This window comes from Halorussus caseinilyticus, from assembly GCF_029338395.1.
In the GTDB taxonomy this organism is placed as follows: domain Archaea; phylum Halobacteriota; class Halobacteria; order Halobacteriales; family Haladaptataceae; genus Halorussus; species Halorussus caseinilyticus.
Map to the genome: position 1 here is coordinate 741,062 of NZ_CP119809.1, position 15,753 is coordinate 756,814.

The 15,753-nt window shown below is 65.8% G+C and carries 15 protein-coding genes; 4 read left to right on the forward strand and 11 right to left on the reverse strand.

What is annotated here, in order from left to right; all coding sequences use genetic code 11:
* Positions 1–84: 84 nt before the first annotated feature.
* Positions 85–2,109, forward strand: coding sequence for a PKD domain-containing protein (locus P2T60_RS03825; protein WP_276281235.1), 2,025 nt, complete (start codon positions 85–87; stop codon positions 2,107–2,109).
* Position 2,110: 1 nt separating this feature from the next.
* Here P2T60_RS03825 and P2T60_RS03830 read toward each other — a convergent pair whose 3' ends face one another.
* The 4 genes from P2T60_RS03830 to P2T60_RS03845 form a co-directional block, all read right to left on the reverse strand.
* Positions 2,111–2,953, reverse strand: coding sequence for an SDR family oxidoreductase (locus P2T60_RS03830; protein ID WP_276281236.1), 843 nt, complete (start codon positions 2,951–2,953; stop codon positions 2,111–2,113).
* Between the two features lie 100 nt (positions 2,954–3,053).
* A complete protein-coding gene (locus tag P2T60_RS03835) occupies positions 3,054–3,863 on the reverse strand; it encodes an endonuclease V (protein ID WP_276281237.1) in 810 nt (269 codons plus the stop codon).
* Positions 3,864–3,953: 90 nt separating this feature from the next.
* Complete coding sequence (locus tag P2T60_RS03840; protein WP_276281238.1) at positions 3,954–4,874, reverse strand: rhomboid family intramembrane serine protease; 921 nt, start codon at positions 4,872–4,874, stop codon at positions 3,954–3,956.
* 109 nt (positions 4,875–4,983) lie between these two features.
* Positions 4,984–5,673 carry a class I SAM-dependent methyltransferase gene (locus P2T60_RS03845; protein WP_276281239.1) on the reverse strand — a complete coding sequence of 230 codons (690 nt, stop codon included), beginning with the start codon at positions 5,671–5,673 and terminating at the stop codon, positions 4,984–4,986.
* Positions 5,674–5,846: 173 nt separating this feature from the next.
* Between P2T60_RS03845 and P2T60_RS03850 the strand changes: the two genes are divergently transcribed.
* The 3 genes from P2T60_RS03850 to P2T60_RS03860 are packed head-to-tail and all read left to right on the forward strand — an operon-like array spanning position 5,847 to position 8,514.
* Positions 5,847–6,284, forward strand: a complete 438-nt coding sequence (locus P2T60_RS03850) for a DUF5788 family protein (RefSeq protein ID WP_276281240.1) — start codon at positions 5,847–5,849, stop codon at positions 6,282–6,284.
* A 15-nt stretch (positions 6,285–6,299) separates the two neighbouring features.
* Complete coding sequence (locus P2T60_RS03855; RefSeq protein ID WP_276281241.1) at positions 6,300–8,039, forward strand: helix-hairpin-helix domain-containing protein; 1,740 nt, start codon at positions 6,300–6,302, stop codon at positions 8,037–8,039.
* A gap of 1 nt (position 8,040) precedes the next feature.
* Positions 8,041–8,514, forward strand: a complete 474-nt coding sequence (locus P2T60_RS03860) for a Mut7-C RNAse domain-containing protein (protein WP_276281242.1) — start codon at positions 8,041–8,043, stop codon at positions 8,512–8,514.
* On the opposite strand, the gene P2T60_RS03865 is transcribed toward P2T60_RS03860, so the two are convergent.
* The 7 genes from P2T60_RS03865 to P2T60_RS03895 all read right to left on the reverse strand — a co-directional run bounded on the left by P2T60_RS03865 (position 8,511) and on the right by P2T60_RS03895 (position 15,740).
* A complete protein-coding gene (locus P2T60_RS03865; RefSeq protein WP_276281243.1) occupies positions 8,511–9,554 on the reverse strand; it encodes a cell division protein CdpA domain-containing protein in 1,044 nt (347 codons plus the stop codon). The genes P2T60_RS03860 and P2T60_RS03865 overlap by 4 nt on opposite strands.
* Positions 9,555–9,640: 86 nt before the next feature.
* Positions 9,641–10,936 carry an MFS transporter gene (locus tag P2T60_RS03870; RefSeq protein ID WP_276281244.1) on the reverse strand — a complete coding sequence of 432 codons (1,296 nt, stop codon included), beginning with the start codon at positions 10,934–10,936 and terminating at the stop codon, positions 9,641–9,643.
* Positions 10,937–11,053: 117 nt separating this feature from the next.
* Complete coding sequence (locus tag P2T60_RS03875; RefSeq protein WP_276281245.1) at positions 11,054–11,623, reverse strand: hypothetical protein; 570 nt, start codon at positions 11,621–11,623, stop codon at positions 11,054–11,056.
* Positions 11,624–11,645: 22 nt separating this feature from the next.
* Positions 11,646–13,172 carry a S8/S53 family peptidase gene (locus P2T60_RS03880; protein WP_276281246.1) on the reverse strand — a complete coding sequence of 509 codons (1,527 nt, stop codon included), beginning with the start codon at positions 13,170–13,172 and terminating at the stop codon, positions 11,646–11,648.
* Positions 13,173–13,408: 236 nt separating this feature from the next.
* Complete coding sequence (locus P2T60_RS03885; RefSeq protein WP_276281247.1) at positions 13,409–13,822, reverse strand: hypothetical protein; 414 nt, start codon at positions 13,820–13,822, stop codon at positions 13,409–13,411.
* A gap of 310 nt (positions 13,823–14,132) precedes the next feature.
* Positions 14,133–14,402, reverse strand: coding sequence for an HAH_0734 family protein (locus P2T60_RS03890; RefSeq protein WP_276281248.1), 270 nt, complete (start codon positions 14,400–14,402; stop codon positions 14,133–14,135).
* 435 nt (positions 14,403–14,837) lie between these two features.
* On the reverse strand, positions 14,838–15,740 hold the full coding sequence (locus P2T60_RS03895; protein ID WP_276281249.1) for an alpha/beta hydrolase: 903 nt from the start codon (positions 15,738–15,740) through the stop codon (positions 14,838–14,840).
* Between the last annotated feature and the right edge of the window lie 13 nt (positions 15,741–15,753).

Here is a 15,753-nt window from a genome sequence, read left to right on the forward strand (position 1 = left end):
ATATTCGGGATTTAAATTACGGATTAGATGAACAGACGCGCGATAGCTCTGACCTATTTTTGGGGACTAGCTTGTTTGCTGACTGTGGGATTGACGACTGGCGCGGTGGTCGGCGGTGCGGCGGCCGCGGGTAACGCGCCGACGGCGACGTTCGACTACTCGCCGTCGGACCCGGTTCCCGACGAGACGGTCACCTTCGACGCGTCGTCGTCCACCGACGACGGCACCATAGAGGAGTACGAGTGGGACTTGGACGGCGACGGCTACTTCGGCTACGACGGTTCGACGGTCACCCGGTCGTTCGACACCGCGGGCGAGTACGTCGTGACCCTTCGCGTCACCGACGACGAGGGCAACAGCGTCACGACGACGAAAACCGTCTCGGTGACGAACGACGCGCCGACGGCGGCGTTCGACTACTCGCCGTCGGACCCGGTTCCCGACGAGACGGTCACCTTCGACGCGTCGTCGTCCACCGACTCGGACGGCAGTATCGAGGAGTACGAGTGGGACTTGGACGGCGACGGCTACTTCGGTTACGACGGTTCGACGGTCACCCGGTCGTTCGACACCGCGGGTAGCTACACCGTCACGCTCCGAGTCACCGACAACGGCGACGTGACCACCAAAGAGACCAAGACGGTTCGGGTCGGCAACGACGCGCCCAACGCCACGTTCACCTACTCGCCGTCGGACCCGGCACCCGACGACACGATTACGTTCGACGCCGGAGCGTCCTCGGACGCCGACGGGAACATCGAAGAATACGAGTGGGACTTCGACGGCGACGGCTACTTCGGCTACGACGGGTCCCAGAACACCTACTCGTTCGACACCGCGGGTAGCTACACCGTCACGCTCCGAGTCACCGACAACGGCGACGTGACCACCAAGGAGACCAAGACGATTCGAGTCGGCAACGACGCACCCAACGCCACGTTCACTTACTCGCCGTCGAACCCGTCGCCCGACGACACTATCACCTTCGACGCGGGGGCGTCCTCGGACGCCGACGGTCAAATTACCGAGTACGAGTGGGACTTCGACGGTGACGGCTACTTCGGCTACGACGGGTCCCAAAACACCTACTCGTTCGACACCGCGGGCACTTACCCCGTCACGCTCCGGGTCACCGACAACGGCGAGCAGACGGTGAAAGAAATCAGGACGATTCGGGTCGAGAACTCGGCCCCCGAACCCTCGTTCACCTTCTCGCCGACGAACCCCGCGCCCGACCAGACGGTGACGTTCGACGCGGGGGCGTCCTCGGACGCCGACGGCCGGATTACCGAGTACGAGTGGGACTTCGACGGCGACGGCTACTTCGGCTACGACGGGTCCCAGACCACCTACACGTTCGACGAATCGGGCGTCCAGACGGTGACGCTCCGGGTCACCGACAACGGCGAGCGCACGGTGAAAAAGACGCTCCGCGTTCCGGTCGGCGACGTGGCGACGACCACGCCGGAGTCGCTGGCGTTGGAGGAGACGACCGAAACCACCGAGCGGACCGAAGCGCCCGAGACCGAGGAAACGCCGGAATCGACCGAAGACACCGCGTCGTCGGGCGTTGACGGCCAGTCGTTCGCCAACGGCGAGTTGTTCCAAGTCGCTCGCCTCTACACCCCCGAGAAGATAATCGCGCCGGGGAGTCCGGGCCGACTCGCTGGCGCGTTCACGGCGGACGTGACCAACGAGAAACCGGTCAAGGTCCAGATTACGCTACAGGTTCCCAGCGGCATCCAGATTCAGGGCGGGAGTGACGTACAGAGTAGCGGCGGCGGACTCCCCACCGCGACGTTCGTCATCGCGCCCGGCGAGACCAAAGACATCTCGGCGGAGGTGGTCGGGTCCGACCCCGGCACGTACACGCTCCGGGCCGCTATCACCTACTTCCCGGTCGGCAACACCAGCGCCGCCAAGGAGTACGACGGACTCGAACTGAACTTCGAGGTGCGCGACGACGAGACCACCGAGTCCGCGAGCGACGAGGGGACCGAGACCGTCACAGAGACCGCGCCGACCGGCGACACGCCGGGATTCTCGGTCGGTGTGACGGTGGTCGCACTGCTCGCGGCCGCGATGCTCGCGCGCAGAGCGGGAGAGTAGACTACTCCCCGAGCGGATTTTTCGCCACGAGCGAGAACAGGAGTCCGAAGAACTTGTCGCGGAGCTTCGCCGGAATAAATCTGGCGAGTAACGTCACCTTCGCCACCTGTCCGACCGGGTAGCGGTCGGCGGGGTCCGACAGGTTCGCGGCGTCGAGAATCGTCTCGGCCACCTCGCGAGGCGACACCGAACCGGGACCGCCGCCGCCGATGGCCTCGCTGTCGTCCAGAATCGAGTAGAGGGTGTCGTAGCCGTCAGAGCGCTCGACGCCCTGCAACTCGTCGTTCGCGCGCTCCGTGAAGGCGGTGTCCACCGGGCCGGGTTCGACCAGCACCACGTCGATGCCGTGGTCGGCCACCTCGGGACGGAGCGAGTCGGTGATGCCCTCCATGGCGAACTTCGAACCGCTGTAGACGCCCATGCCGGGCGTGGCGAGTCGCCCGGCGACGCTGGAGACGTTGACGATGGTCCCGGTCTGGCGCTCGCGCATGTGGGGCAGGACCTCGCGGACGAGGCGGTGGGGACCGTAGACGTTGACCGCGAACTGGTCTTCGACGCTCTCTACGGGCACGTCCTCGACGGGACCGAGTTGGGCGTACCCCGCGTTGTTGACGAGGCAGTCCACGCGGCCCTCCTCGTCTATCATGCGTTCGACCACGCGCTCTACGTCGTCTTCGTCGGTCACGTCGAGCGTAGCGATGTTCGCCCCGGCCTCGCCGAGCGCCTCCACGTCGGCGGGGTTGCGGGCCGTCGCGTAGACTTCCCACCCGTCTTCGAGGAAGGCGTGGGCCGTCTCGCGTCCGATGCCCGACGAGCAACCAGTGATGAGAACGGTTTCGGTCACACTCCCACTGTCGCGTCGGGGACAGATAAATTTCGTCGGTTCGGGGTCCAGTTCGCGGTTCGACCGAGGGTCCGTTCCACCGAGCGCACGCGTGCCGGACTCACTCCCCGATGTCCGCCTTCACCTCGTCGGCGTAGCTATCGGCCAGTCGCGTCGGTTCCGGGAGTTTGTAGCCATCGCAGAGCCGCGCCACGAGGTCCGTCGTCGTCTCGGCACTCACGCGGTGGCCGGGGCTGACGTAGAGGGGATTGACGTGGCGCGTCTCGGGGTCGTCGTACTGTCGCGACTGGTAGGCGTAGCCGATGACCGTCCCCGGCGGCGCGGTCACGCCGTCGTCCGATTCGATGGCGACCCGCGCGCCCTCCGGCAGGTGGCCGTCCAGCGACTCGCGCGGGCGGCCACAGAGCAGGTTCTTGGCGACCCCGATTGCCGGAACGTCGAGGGTGACGCCGACGTGGGTGGCGATGCCCGCCTGCCGGAAGTGGATGCGCCCGCTCCCGTCGAGGACCGCGAGGTCCGGTTCGACCGCGAGTTTCTCGAACGCCGAGAGGATGGCCCCGCCCTCGCGGAACGACAGCAGGCCCGGGACGTAGGGTATCTCGGTGGGTTCGACGGCGTGGACGCGCTCTATCACCTCGCCGCCGCGAGTCGCGACGATGGCGCTGACGGCCTGCTCGCCGTCGGCGGCGAACGCTTGGTCCACGCCAGCGACGACGGGCGGGTCGTCCCCGCTGACCGTCCCGCCTAACTGCGTCTGCTCGGCGTCGCCCGCGCCCGCCGACACCGCCTCGGGGTCGAAGTCGAACCGGTCTTCGAAGACGGCGACTTCCGCGATGTCGCGCTGGAGTCGCTCCATCTCCGCGCGCGAGAGCGAGGCGTCGGGGACGAACTCGGGGTGGACTGGTCTCATGGGCGAGACGAGGGGAGGCGGCGGGAAAAGCGATTGGAAGCGACGGGACAGCGATTGAAAGCGGCGGGAAAAAGCGAGCGTGCGGGAGCGTCAGAACCGGCCGCCGGGTCCGCCCGGACCGCCCGGACCGCGGCCCGGACCACCGCCGCCGCCGAGTTGGAGTTCCTGCGGTGCGCGCTCGCCCTCCTGTTTGAGTTTCGCGCCGTAGGCGAGACCGATTGCGACGCCCGCGAGGTGGGCCAACTGCGCCACGCCGCCAGCGCCGATACCGCCCGTCGCGGAGACGAACACCGAATAGCCGACGAACAGCGTCGTCGCCAACCACAGCGGCATCGGGAGGATGAAGTAGAGGTAGATAGTGAGGCTGGGGTTCAGGACGGTCAGCACGCCCAGAATCGCCGCAATCGCGCCGCTCGCGCCGACGACGCCCGACGGGATGCCCGGATACATGATTGCCGAGACGCCCGCCTGCGCGAGACCCGCGGCCATCCCCGCGACGAGGAAGAGCGCGACGAACTTCTTCGACCCGATTCGTCGCTCTACCACCGGCCCGAAGAAGTACAGCACGATGGAGTTGAGCGCGATGTGGCCGAACCCGCCGTGGGCGAAGATGGACGTGACCCACGTCCACACCCGCAGGAGGTGGTCGGACTGGAGGACGAATATCGGCCCGACCAGCCACGGGGCCGTGAGTTGGACCACCAGTTGGGCCGCGAAGGTGAGCCACATCAGTCCGAGGAACACGTAGGTCATGTTGTCCCGGAAGTAGCCAAGCGGCCCGCCCGGACCCGTGTTCACGCCGATGCGGTCGCTGACGCCCGAGGACTGACCGCCTTCGTTCACGCTGTCGTCGAAACCACTGTCGAACACGCCGTCGGGGTCGTTCCACTCGTTCAGCCCCGGACAGTCGTGACTCTCCGGAAGCCGGTGGGTAGAACAGTACGTGCCGCCGCATCTCCGGCAGTTGTACGGCATGTTCTCGTGTTCGCCACACTCGTCGCACTGCGCCATTGGAAGAGTCTTGGGGGCCGGACCTGAAAGGGATTTGGGTCGTAGCGGGTCTCGTCGCTCCGACGAGACCCGGAATCGGACGTGTCAGTCGTCGGAGTATCCGTCGGTCTCACTCCGACTTCCGGCCGCCGTACACCGCGAAGTTGTAGTACTGCCAGATGGACGTGACCGCCTCGAACCCGGCGTCCCGAAGCCAGACGAGTTGGTCGGTCAGCGTCGAGGGGTCGTCGTAGTCGTCGCTGGCCTGCCACTCGTCCATGAAGTCGTCTTCCTGCCACCCCTTCGAGCGCACCCAGTTTTCTATCATCTCGCCCGAGACGGTTTCGAGGTGCGGGGCGTCGAACCGAATCACGTCGCCGTTGATGAACCATCCGCCGGGGGAAAGCGACTCGTACACCGCGTCGAACAGGTCGCGCTTCCGGCCCTCGTCCAAGTGGTGTATCGCCAGCGACGAGACCACGAGGTCGTACTCGTCTTCGGCGGCCGGGTAGTCGTCGGGGAACGCGCCGCGTTCGAGGGTCGCCCGGTCGCCGAACGTCTCCAGTTTGCGCTCGGCCTCGCCGAGCATCTGCTCGCTGTGGTCCACGACGAGAACGTCGCTCTTCGGGAACCGGGTTAGAAGTTTGGTCGTGAGTTCGCCGGTGCCCGCGCCGAGTTCGAGGACGTTCACGGGGTCGTTTCGGTCGTGGGGCGGGGAGTTGAGAATCGCGTCGTGGAGTTCGTCGTAGCGCGGAACGATGGCCTCGATACCGGGGTCGTAGACGCTCGCGTCCGCGAACACTTCGCCGGGCTTTTTCATGCACCTCCGTACTCACCCCACGCTTGTATGCTTTGAACGGAGTCATACGCCGCCCGGCGATTATTTCCCGAGCGCATGCTCCGGCAGTCGTCGCCCGGACCTACGACAGGGGGTAGTCCCCCCGAGCGACGTTTCCCGGCGAATTTTTGACGCTGGCGGACCGAGATGGGGACGTGAAGGAGTACGAGCGAAAACAACTGCTCGAACGCGTCGAGCGAGAGGGCGCGACGGTCGGCGCGGACATCCCCGAGACCATCGACGTGCAGGGCGAGTCGATAGACCTCCGGGAGTTCGTCTTCGAAATCAAGCGCCGGGACACCGTGCCCGCGGGCGAACGCGACCGGGTGGACGAGGCCAAGAAGAACCTCCGGCGCGAGCGACTCCAGCGCAAGCAACTGCTCGAAGAGGGCGACATCACCCGCGAGGAGGGCGAGGAGTTGGTGTCGGCCATCGTGGGCATCGACCGCGCGCTGAACGCCCTCGAAAGCCTCGGTCCGACCAGCCTCGAACAGGAGGCCCGAGCGAAGGAGGCCGCCGACCGCAAGCGGTGGATGTCGTTCCTCAAGCAGGCGCTCGGACGCGACGACGCGGGCAAGCGCGGACGACTCTGACGACGACCAGAAACCATGAGACCCAACGCCGAAATCGCCGACTTGCTCGAAGAGTACGCCGACCTGCTCGAAGCACAGGGCGTCGAGTACAAACACAGGACCTACCGCCGGGCGGCCGAGAGCATCCGGGACTCGCCCGAGGACATCGCGGCGTTGGCCGCCGAAGGTCCCGAGGCGGTCCAGCAGATTCAGGACGTTGGCGAGTCCATCTCGAAGAAGGTGGTCGAAGCCGTCGAGACCGGCGTCTTCGAGCAACTGGAGGAGGCCCGCGCCGAGATGCCCGTCGAGATGGCCGCGCTCACCGGCGTCGAGGGCGTCGGTCCGAAGACGGTGGGCGACCTCTACCACGCGCTGGACGTGCGGGACTTGGACGACCTCGAAAACGCCGCCCGCGAGGGCGAGATTCGGGACGTGTCCGGGTTCGGCGAGAAGACCGAACGGAACATCTTGGAGGGCATCGAGTTCGCCCGCCAGTCCCAAGGCCGCGAGCTTTTGGGTGACGCCCGACCCGTGGGCGAGGCGGCTCTCGACTTCTTCGAGGCCATCCCGGAGGCGGGCCGGTGTGAACTCGCTGGGTCGCTCCGGCGCTGGAAGCCCACCATCGGCGACATCGACGTGCTGGTCGGGAGTGACGACCGGCAGGCCGTCATCGACGCGTTCACCGACTGGGAGCAGGCCGACGAGGTTATCGAGGCCGGAACCGACAAAGCGGCGGTACGCTCGGAGGGCCAGCGCGTCGATTTGCGGGTCGTCGTGCCCGACGAATTCGGGTCGGCGCTCCAGTATTTCACCGGGAGCAAGCAACACAACATCCGACTCCGAAACTACGCCATCGAGCGCGACCTGAAAATCAACGAGTACGGCGTCTTCGACGTGAGTCAGGTCGAGGACCCGAATTCCGGCCAGCGAGTCGGCCAGCGAGTCGCTGGCCGGACCGAGGACGGGATGTACGACGCACTCGAGTTGCCCTTCATCGAACCCGAGATGCGCGAGGACCGCGGGGAAATCGACGCCGCTGCGGACGGCGACCTGCCCGACCTGATAGCCGAGGGCGAGGTTCGTGGGGACCTCCACCTCCACACGGAGTGGTCCGACGGCGAGTACACCATCGAACAGATGGCCGAGGCCGCCGTCGAATTCGGCCACGACTACATCTGCGTCTCGGACCACGCCACCGGTCCGGGGATGGTCGGCGGCGTCGGACTCGACGACGAGGAGTTGCGCGAGCAACTGGCCGAGATTCGGGACCTCGAATCGGACCTGCCCGTCACCGTCTTCGCGGGCGTCGAGGCCAACATCGCCAAGGACGGGAGTATCAGCGTCGGCGACGACCTGCTGGCGGACCTCGACTGCGTGGTCGCCTCGCCCCACAGCGGACTCGAAGGCGACGGAACCGACCGCATCGTCGCCGCCATCGAACACCCGAGCGTGGACATCATCGGTCATCCCAGCGGTCGGATGATTCACCGGCGACCCGGCGTCGAGTTGGACATCGACGTGGTGGCCCGCGCCGCCGCCGAGAACGACACCGCCCTCGAAATCAACAGCAACCCCCACCGCCTCGACCTGTGGGGGAGCGCGGTCAAGCAGGTCGTCGAGTGTGGCGCGACCATCGCCATCGACACCGACGCCCACTCTCCGCCGGAGTACGAGTACGTCCGGTACGGCGTCCATACCGCCCGGCGCGGGTGGGCGCAGGCCGACGACGTGCTGAACACCCGCGACGCCGAGGGCGTCCGGGACTTCCTCCACTGAGATGGCCGACGACCAATCGCGCCGGACGCCCGCCGACGCGCCCCTCCTGCTCGACGTGATGCTCGGCAAGTTGGCGACCTACCTCAGGATGTGTGGCTACGACGCGGCCTACGCGCTGGACCGGGGTATCGAGGCCGACGACGCGCTTGCGGACCTCGCCGATTCGGAGGGCCGACTGCTGGTGACGCGGGACTCGGAACTGGCCTCGCGCGCGGGCGGACTACTTATAAAATCGCTCGACGTGACCGACCAACTCCACGAACTGGCGAACGCCGGGTTCGCGCTGGAACTCTCGGACCCGGCGCGGTGCGCCGAGTGCAACGCGGCGTTGGTCGCGGTGGCGGCGGGCGCGGAGACGCCCGAGTACGCGCCCGACACCGACGAGTTCCGGGTCTGGCGGTGTCCGGACTGCGGTCAGCACTTCTGGAAAGGGAGTCACTGGGAGTCGGTCGAAGAGACGCTTTCGGAACTCTAACTGTTCGGTTCCCACTCCTCGCAGGCGTCCATGTCGTCCATCGTCCGGCCGTAGTAGCCACACCGGGGTTGCATCCCCTCGTTGGTCCGGACGTACTCGAAGTGCCGACAGTTGCCACAGTAGGCGTCGGTGGTTCGCTGGCGGGGTTGGGCAGGGGCGTCGGCGTCGTCCAGCGGCGACGTGATGTCGTCGTCCGTCGTGCCGCCGTCGCTCGTCGGGACGCCTCGGCCGGAGGTGGCGGTCCGCTGGTTCGGGGTCCGCCGGTTCGGGGTTCGCCGCCCCGGTTGGTTCGTCTGCGTCGGCGTCTCGCCGTCCGGGGTGTCTCCCATGAAGGCGACGCCGCCGAGTCCGGTCTCGGAGGGGTCGGTCCCGGAAGGGTCGGCCCCGGCGGAGTCGGCCCCGAAGCGGTCGACGGCGACCGGTTCGGGGTCGTTGTCGGGGTTCCCGGCGGCCGAGTCCGCGAGTCCGGTCCGGAGCGCGCGCACCTCGTCCAAGTTCTCGAAGTTCTCCAGTTCGCCCTTCTGGACTTCGACGGTCCGGACCTCGCCCTCGTGAGCGACTTCGAGCGTCACGGTCCCGCCGGGGTCGTTTCGCGTCTTGAAGTTGACGACGGCGACGAACAGGCATCCGAAGGTGACGAGGACGCCGAAGAAGTAGACGGCGACGACCGGCAGGGTGAGGTCTGCCGGACCGTCGGACCCCGCCCACTTGTAGGGATAGGCGTAGGTGAACAGCGCCACGCCGAGTATCGAGACGCCCGCGCCGATTGCGGCCGCGGCCCGGACGCGTTGGCTGGCGGGGAGGACGCTGAAGATGCCGACGAACACCGCCGGTACGCCGAGTCCGGCGAGGACGCCCGCGACTTCCCGACCTTGCCACCACTCCAGTCCCACGGCCGATTCGACGCCCGTCGTGGAGACGACGATGGCCAGCACGACGAGCAGTGCCCCGGCGGTGAACAGGCAGACTCCGAGGTAGAGGAGGCGGACGTTCCCGACTTCGCCGACGTTCTCCTCGTAGGCGTCCGCGAGGCTTGTCATGCCCGGACAAATGTACGCTAACAAGTAAACGTTGCGTCAGACGTTCCTCGTCCGGGCTGACGTGTCTTCGAGGTGGAACGTTCGGGTCAGTCGTCGGCCGCCGCGGTCGCGTGGTCCGGGGCGGGTTCCATCGTGAACAACCACGCGAAGACGGCGGCCGAGACGACGATGAACGCCGCGGCGGTCCAGAACGCCACGAGGACCGACGTGGCGTCCCAGATGGCCCCGACCAGCACCGGGCCGCCGACCTGTCCGACTTTCCACGCGATTGACCGAAGCGAGAGGCTGGACCCCACCGCGTCGAAGTGTTCGCCCTCCTCCACGAACAGCGCCATGCTCGCCGGAAGTCGAAGGCTGTCGGCCACGCCGAGGACCGCGTAGGCCGCGAACAGCACGAAGAAGGCCCCGGGGAGCGCCAGCGACGTGCCGAACGCCGTGAGCGTCGTGCCGGGGACGTACCCCTCGGCGAACCCCGCGAGGGGGACGAGCGCGGTGCCGAGCGCGTAGGTCAGCGCGCCGGCGAGGATGAACCGATACTTCTCGCCGAAGCGGTCGGTCAGGTCGCCGACCTTCCCCTGCGTGAGCGACTTGGTGAGTTTGCCCCCGGCCATGATGCCGCCGATGACCAAGGCGTTGATGCCGAACTCGGTCCGGGCGTAGATGGGCAGGAAGATGATGACCGCCATCTTGCCGACGCTGAACGCCCCGCGGAAGAAGACCAGCGCCTTGATTGCCCGGCGCTCCATCAGGTCCGCGAGCGTCTCGTAGCCGGTGGCTTCCTCGGGGTCCGCCCGACCGCCGGGGTTGTCCCGGAGGAACGCGAACACCGCGAGGAACGCGCCGACGGTGATGACCGACAGGACGGCGTAGGTGACTTCGAAGTCGTAGAGAAACAGGAGCAGGCCGCCGAACACGTCGCCGAGCAGACTGGAGAACGCGCCGACCTGATTGTAGGTGCCTATCCAGAGTCCTCGGGAGTCGTCGGGGCTGATTTCGCCGATGACGGTGGTGCCGGTCAACCAGAGGATGCTCGCCGAGAAGCCCTGCACGACCCGGAGCAGGATGACGTGTTCGACGCCGGAGGCGAACGCGAACCCGACGAACACGACGACGTTGAGCGCCAGACCCGCGAGCAGGAACTTCTTCGAGTCCCGCAGGTCGATGTACCGGCCCAGCGGCAGGACGATGAGCAACTGAATCGCGGCGAACGCCGTGCCGAACAGTCCTTCGACGGTACCCGATGTGTCGAACATGTCGGCGTACAGCGCCAGCGCGATGAGGATGGTCGAGTAGGCCTGACTCCGGGCGAACGCGGTGCTGGCGAGCGCGACGAACTCGCGGTTCCCGAACAGACGGAGCGACCCGCCGCTGGACTCGGCCACTGTTACGAATCGAAATAGCAGACGGGCCGGTAATAAGTCCACGGCTCGCGGAAACCGTCGCACCGAGGGCTATTCCCGCGGCGAAACGAGCGCGGCAGAAACGAAGTGGAGAGACCCTCACTCGCCGGTCGTGACGGTTTCGGCGTCTCCGACGAGTGCGAACGTCGCTCGCGCCCGCGTCGGGGTCGTCCCGCGGTTCGGGACCCGAACCAGCAGGAGGTGGAGCGGTGCGTTGTTGAGTCCGCTCCCGGCCTCGTACTCGCCGATTCGAAGTCGCAGGGTTTCGGTGCCGACGCCTTCGACCGACTCGACCACGAGTCGGTTCTTTCCGGCCGAGACGCGGGCCGACACCGCGACGACGGCGTTCTCCGCGAAGTCCGTCGCCGCGAGGAACGACCGACTCCGCTCGGACAGCACCGGCTCGCGCAGCCGACTGCCCCAGTCGTCGTCGGTCAGCAACGCGACTCGCGGCGGTTCGCCCGCCGGAAACGGGTTTTTCGGGAGATTCCACTGCCCGACGACGGCGTGTGGCGTCTCGTTCACCGTCGGTGTCGTGGCTGTCGTAGATGGGTCGTCCGTCGTCGGCTTGTCGGTCGTCTCGTCGGCGTCGGACTGCGACGACCCGAGACACCCGGTGAGACTCGTGCAGACGGCGAACGCACCGGCGACGACTGTTCGGCGTTTCATCTTCGAAGCCTCCGGCACGGGGTTACGTGAGGTCGGGGACGTGAAGCACGTCGCCGGAGTTGGAGGACTCGCTCGGACACACGGTGTGGTTGTTCATGCCGTGGTACTTAGACCTGTGGGTGCCGTAACCGGTCGAACCGTGGACCGAGTGGTGGACGGCACCGCCGGCCGCGACCACAGGTGCGGCGAACGACGTTCCCGCGATGTTGTTGCCCGCGTCGGTGTCGAACGAGTAACACGCGTACACGTCCGGTTGGAACGAACGCTGTCCCGCGGCGTTGTAACACCACGAGCAGTACGTCGTGTTGAAGTTATCGTCGTAGTAGAGGATGCTCCCGTAGTTTGAGGCGGGGTCACAGCTATATCCACCCGAGCAACTTCCGTTGTAGCCACCGACGCCGATGGTGAAGTACGACGTTGCGGGGTGGCAGACCTCGTACTCCTTGTCGTCGTTTCCGGTAGCGCACGTAATCATGTAGCCTGCGCTACAGTAGGAGTCGAGTTCCTCACAGAGCGTGCTGGGACACGTCCCCTCGTTGGCGGCCGTCTCGACGGACGTGCTACAAATCGGGATGTCGTTTTTCGTCGCGTAGTCTATCGCGTTGCGGAAGGCGCTGGTTACGACCTTGTTGTCGCTGTCGTCCCACACCTTGAGCGGTACGATGAGGTTGGATTCAGGGTCGCCTTCCTTGAGCATGTACGCAACGGTATCGGCACAGTCCGTTCCGTGGCTATCGCCCGTTCGCCAGTCGCTGTCCACGAAGTCTTTCGCTTTGTTGGTGTCGATACCGATGGACTCGGCCCAGTTCTTACTCCACGATGTGGTACTCGGATACCCGGTACCGATGACGCCGACCTGCGTGTAGGTCGTGAGGTCGTAGACCTCGCTGTCGAAGGAGTTGTGACTCGACGTTTTGAGGTCGTCTGCGGTCGGGTTGCTCGCCTGCGTCGAGATGTCGTTCGTCTCTCCGTCGGGGACCTCCAACGCCGGGTCGTGGCCGATTTCCAAAACGAAGTCGAGCGCCGCGATTTTCGGGATGTCGCCTACGGCGACGTTCGAGAGACCGACCTTGGTCGAGACAACATCCGGGACGAACACCACGTCGCCGTACTTCTTCAGTTCTTTGACCTCAGTCTCGGTCGGTCGCCAACCGTGAAGCGGTCGTTCGTACTGCCCCTTCGAGTACATCTCCGAGCGCTCGCCGCACGTGCTGACAGTGAGGTCAACTGTGCCGCTGGCGCTGTCCGAGAGTTTCTGCCGGAGGTCGTGGGTCATGAGATGACCCACCTTTCCGGACTTCTCGTAGCTCTCGAGTTGTCGCTTGACGGATGGGAGTTCCGAGATGTGCCGGAAGTACGCATCGCTCTCGAACGAGGGTCCGGACCCCGTCTTCGGGTAGGGGTTCGGCGTCCGCTTTCGGCTCGGTGCGGCGAGGGCAGACGACGCTCCGACAAAACTCGTTGCAGTGACTACGCCGACGCCTTGGAGGAAACGACGGCGACCAGTTTCGCTACTGTACTCCGTTTCGTCGTTTTCTCGCGGGGACATCACCGCGATTATATCCACACAAGTGTTAAAAATCTAATGGCAAAAAAGTAAATTACAACGCTAATGTAGAACTGATAGTTCGATTCGGGCCGTAGTTCGACCAGCGGTGCGTATTTCAAGGAGGGTCTAGCCCGTGGCCGGTCCAGTCTGGACTCGACGGACGGTCACCTACGGGACGCGGACGACGGAAAAATTCGAAAGTCGGACGAACCGGTTCGACGGAACCGAGCGAGGCGTCAGTCGTCCAAGTCCTCAACGGCGTCGGCGATGCGCTGGAGTTGGCGGGTCGCGTCCCGAACTTCGTCGCGGAGTTGTCGCACCTCGCGGACGAGTTCCTCGTTGCCAGCGGACTCTTCCTCGCGGCCGGGGCCGCCCATTCCGGGCGGGCCGCCGCCCATGCCGCCGGGTCCGCCGCCGCCCATCATGCCGCCCATCATCTGCGCGAACGGGTTGCCCCCGCCCATGCCGCCGGGACCGCCGCCGCCCATCATCTCTTCCATCTTCTCGCGTCGGTCGCCCTCCTCGCCCTCGCCTTCCTCGGCGCGCTTCTCTCGAATCTCCTCGACTCGCTCGCGGAAGGACTTCTCCTCGCCCTCGCCGCCTTCGGATTCGGTTTCGTCAGGTGCGTTCTCGTTGGAGTCGTCTGCCATGCGTCGGGGTTCGGGTCCGAAGTGGAAAAACGTGGTGTCTCGGTCTGACGGCCGAGACCCGAGAGTCGGCGGCGGCCTTCGCGGGCTTGGAGTCGTATATTTATTGCTCTAAGCAATGCGAAAGCATGTTTTGCAATCGTATAGTTGCTTCTCCGGTCGTTACCGTCCGACCGGCGCGTGGTGGGGAGACCCTCGTACGTGGCGCGACCCGCAGGGTCGCGCCGTCACCGGCACGCGTCGCTCACACTTCCGAACGGTCGCGGACCGAATCGCGCGAAAAACCGACGCCGCCCGCGTCGCACCCGACGAGTTACGCGACGGCGACTTCCTCGGCGCGCTTCACGATGTCGATGTCCTCGGCGTCCGCCGACTCGGTTTCGAGCCAGTGGGGGACGTAGTTTCGCTTCTCGAAGTCCTCGCGCTCGTCTTCGGTGCCGATGACGCACCACAGTTGGGGTTCGTCGGGACCGTGCCAGTCGCCCTGCCGACTGATGGCGAAGCAGACGCGCTCGTCGCCGTCGTAGTCGATGACGGCGTTCTTCCGGATGCCGGGGTCCCCGTGGATGATGAGTCGCTTCATGCGCGGCGATTCGGAAGGCGCGGGGTTAAACGCTTCGGGACTGCTTCGTCGCGGATTTTCGGCGGTCTTCGCGTTCGGTCGGCCTTCGAGCGTCATCACCGACGACGGCACAGTCATCGCTACTGTCGGGACCGCGACGACGAAGGCCCCGAAAGCCCCCGCCCGCTCGCTACGTACCGCAGGAACCGGAGAGACTGCCTTTTCCTCGAAAGCCCCCGCCCGCTCGCGGTCGCTCTGCGGGATATTCTCGTTCGCTTCGCTCACTCGAATAGTAGCCCGCAGAGACGACCACGTAAACGCGAGCGGGCGGCCCCTTTATCCACCCGACGGCGGTTGGTTGGCCGAGCGTTTGCTGGCGGTTGGTGAGACGAGCGTTCGCTGGCGGTTGGTGAGACGAGCGGGCGAAAAATCGAGGGAAATCGGGAAGCGACCGGGTTAGACGTACGAACCGAGGTGGTTCTGGTGGTAGACGATTTCGTCCGAGAGGTTCGTCAGGTAGCCCGAGTGGTTGTCGCCGACCTGACCGGTCCCGTCGAAGTCGGTGTAGTTCGGCGCGGGCGTGTTGCCGTCTTCGGCACCCGTCTCGCCGAGGGCTTGGTCGAACTCGATGGTGTTGTAAACCCACTGAAGAACGTCGTCGGCCTCGCTGTAGTAGTTGAACGCGCCCGTGACCACGTTAGAGATGGCGTTGTAGGTATCGGGCCACTCTTGGGTAGGCGCTTCGTTGTCCTGTGCGGCACCGAGCAGGTGAGTCGTGAGGACTTCGTAGCCGTTGTCCGTGAACCACGACCCGTTCAGCGACCGGAGCGAACTCAGCAGAACCTGCGCGCCCAGCGAGTGACTGACGAACCGGACGTTCGCGCTCGGGCAGTTGTACTTGAGGTCCACCGCGAACTGGGCGAGTTTCGGACCGTTGCCCTGCGCGGCATTCTGGGCCTCGCCCCATCCGTAGTCTACGCCGCCGCCAACGTCGTTGTCCCACGTGTAGCCGACGACGGTACCGTCGTATCCGGCCGCGGTGAGTTCGTCTCGGGCGTGGCTAATCTTGTCGTGGGCGGCTTGTTCGGCGTCCGACTCGCTACTCTTCTTGTCCCATCCGTGGATGAAGACGGTCAGGTCGCCGACGCAACCCGTATCGACGCCGGGCACGTCGCCGCTGGTGTCGTACTCGAAGGTCCCGTACCCGGACTTGAGGTTGCCGTCGTCGTCGAAGTGGTCCCGCGTCGAGATGAGGGGCACGTCCGACGCCGCCGCGGTGCCGGTGGAACCGACGACTGCGGCGAGTCCGGTGGTGGTCACTGCGCTACGCTTCAGAAACGTCCGTCGATTGAACGTCATGATACCACCATCT

Excerpts from the sequence above, each read along its gene's own strand:
- P2T60_RS03835 (WP_276281237.1), bottom strand. The coding sequence starts at position 3,863 with ATGAGACCAGTCCACCCCGAGTTCGTCCCCGACGCCTCGCTCTCGCGC.
- P2T60_RS03840 (WP_276281238.1), bottom strand. The coding sequence starts at position 4,874 with ATGGCGCAGTGCGACGAGTGTGGCGAACACGAGAACATGCCGTACAAC.
- P2T60_RS03845 (WP_276281239.1), bottom strand. The coding sequence starts at position 5,673 with ATGAAAAAGCCCGGCGAAGTGTTCGCGGACGCGAGCGTCTACGACCCC.
- P2T60_RS03855 (WP_276281241.1), top strand. The coding sequence starts at position 6,300 with ATGAGACCCAACGCCGAAATCGCCGACTTGCTCGAAGAGTACGCCGAC.
- P2T60_RS03860 (WP_276281242.1), top strand. The coding sequence starts at position 8,041 with ATGGCCGACGACCAATCGCGCCGGACGCCCGCCGACGCGCCCCTCCTG.
- P2T60_RS03865 (WP_276281243.1), bottom strand. The coding sequence starts at position 9,554 with ATGACAAGCCTCGCGGACGCCTACGAGGAGAACGTCGGCGAAGTCGGG.
- P2T60_RS03875 (WP_276281245.1), bottom strand. The coding sequence starts at position 11,623 with ATGAAACGCCGAACAGTCGTCGCCGGTGCGTTCGCCGTCTGCACGAGT.
- P2T60_RS03880 (WP_276281246.1), bottom strand. The coding sequence starts at position 13,172 with ATGTCCCCGCGAGAAAACGACGAAACGGAGTACAGTAGCGAAACTGGT.
- P2T60_RS03885 (WP_276281247.1), bottom strand. The coding sequence starts at position 13,822 with ATGGCAGACGACTCCAACGAGAACGCACCTGACGAAACCGAATCCGAA.
- P2T60_RS03890 (WP_276281248.1), bottom strand. The coding sequence starts at position 14,402 with ATGAAGCGACTCATCATCCACGGGGACCCCGGCATCCGGAAGAACGCC.
- P2T60_RS03895 (WP_276281249.1), bottom strand. The coding sequence starts at position 15,740 with ATGACGTTCAATCGACGGACGTTTCTGAAGCGTAGCGCAGTGACCACC.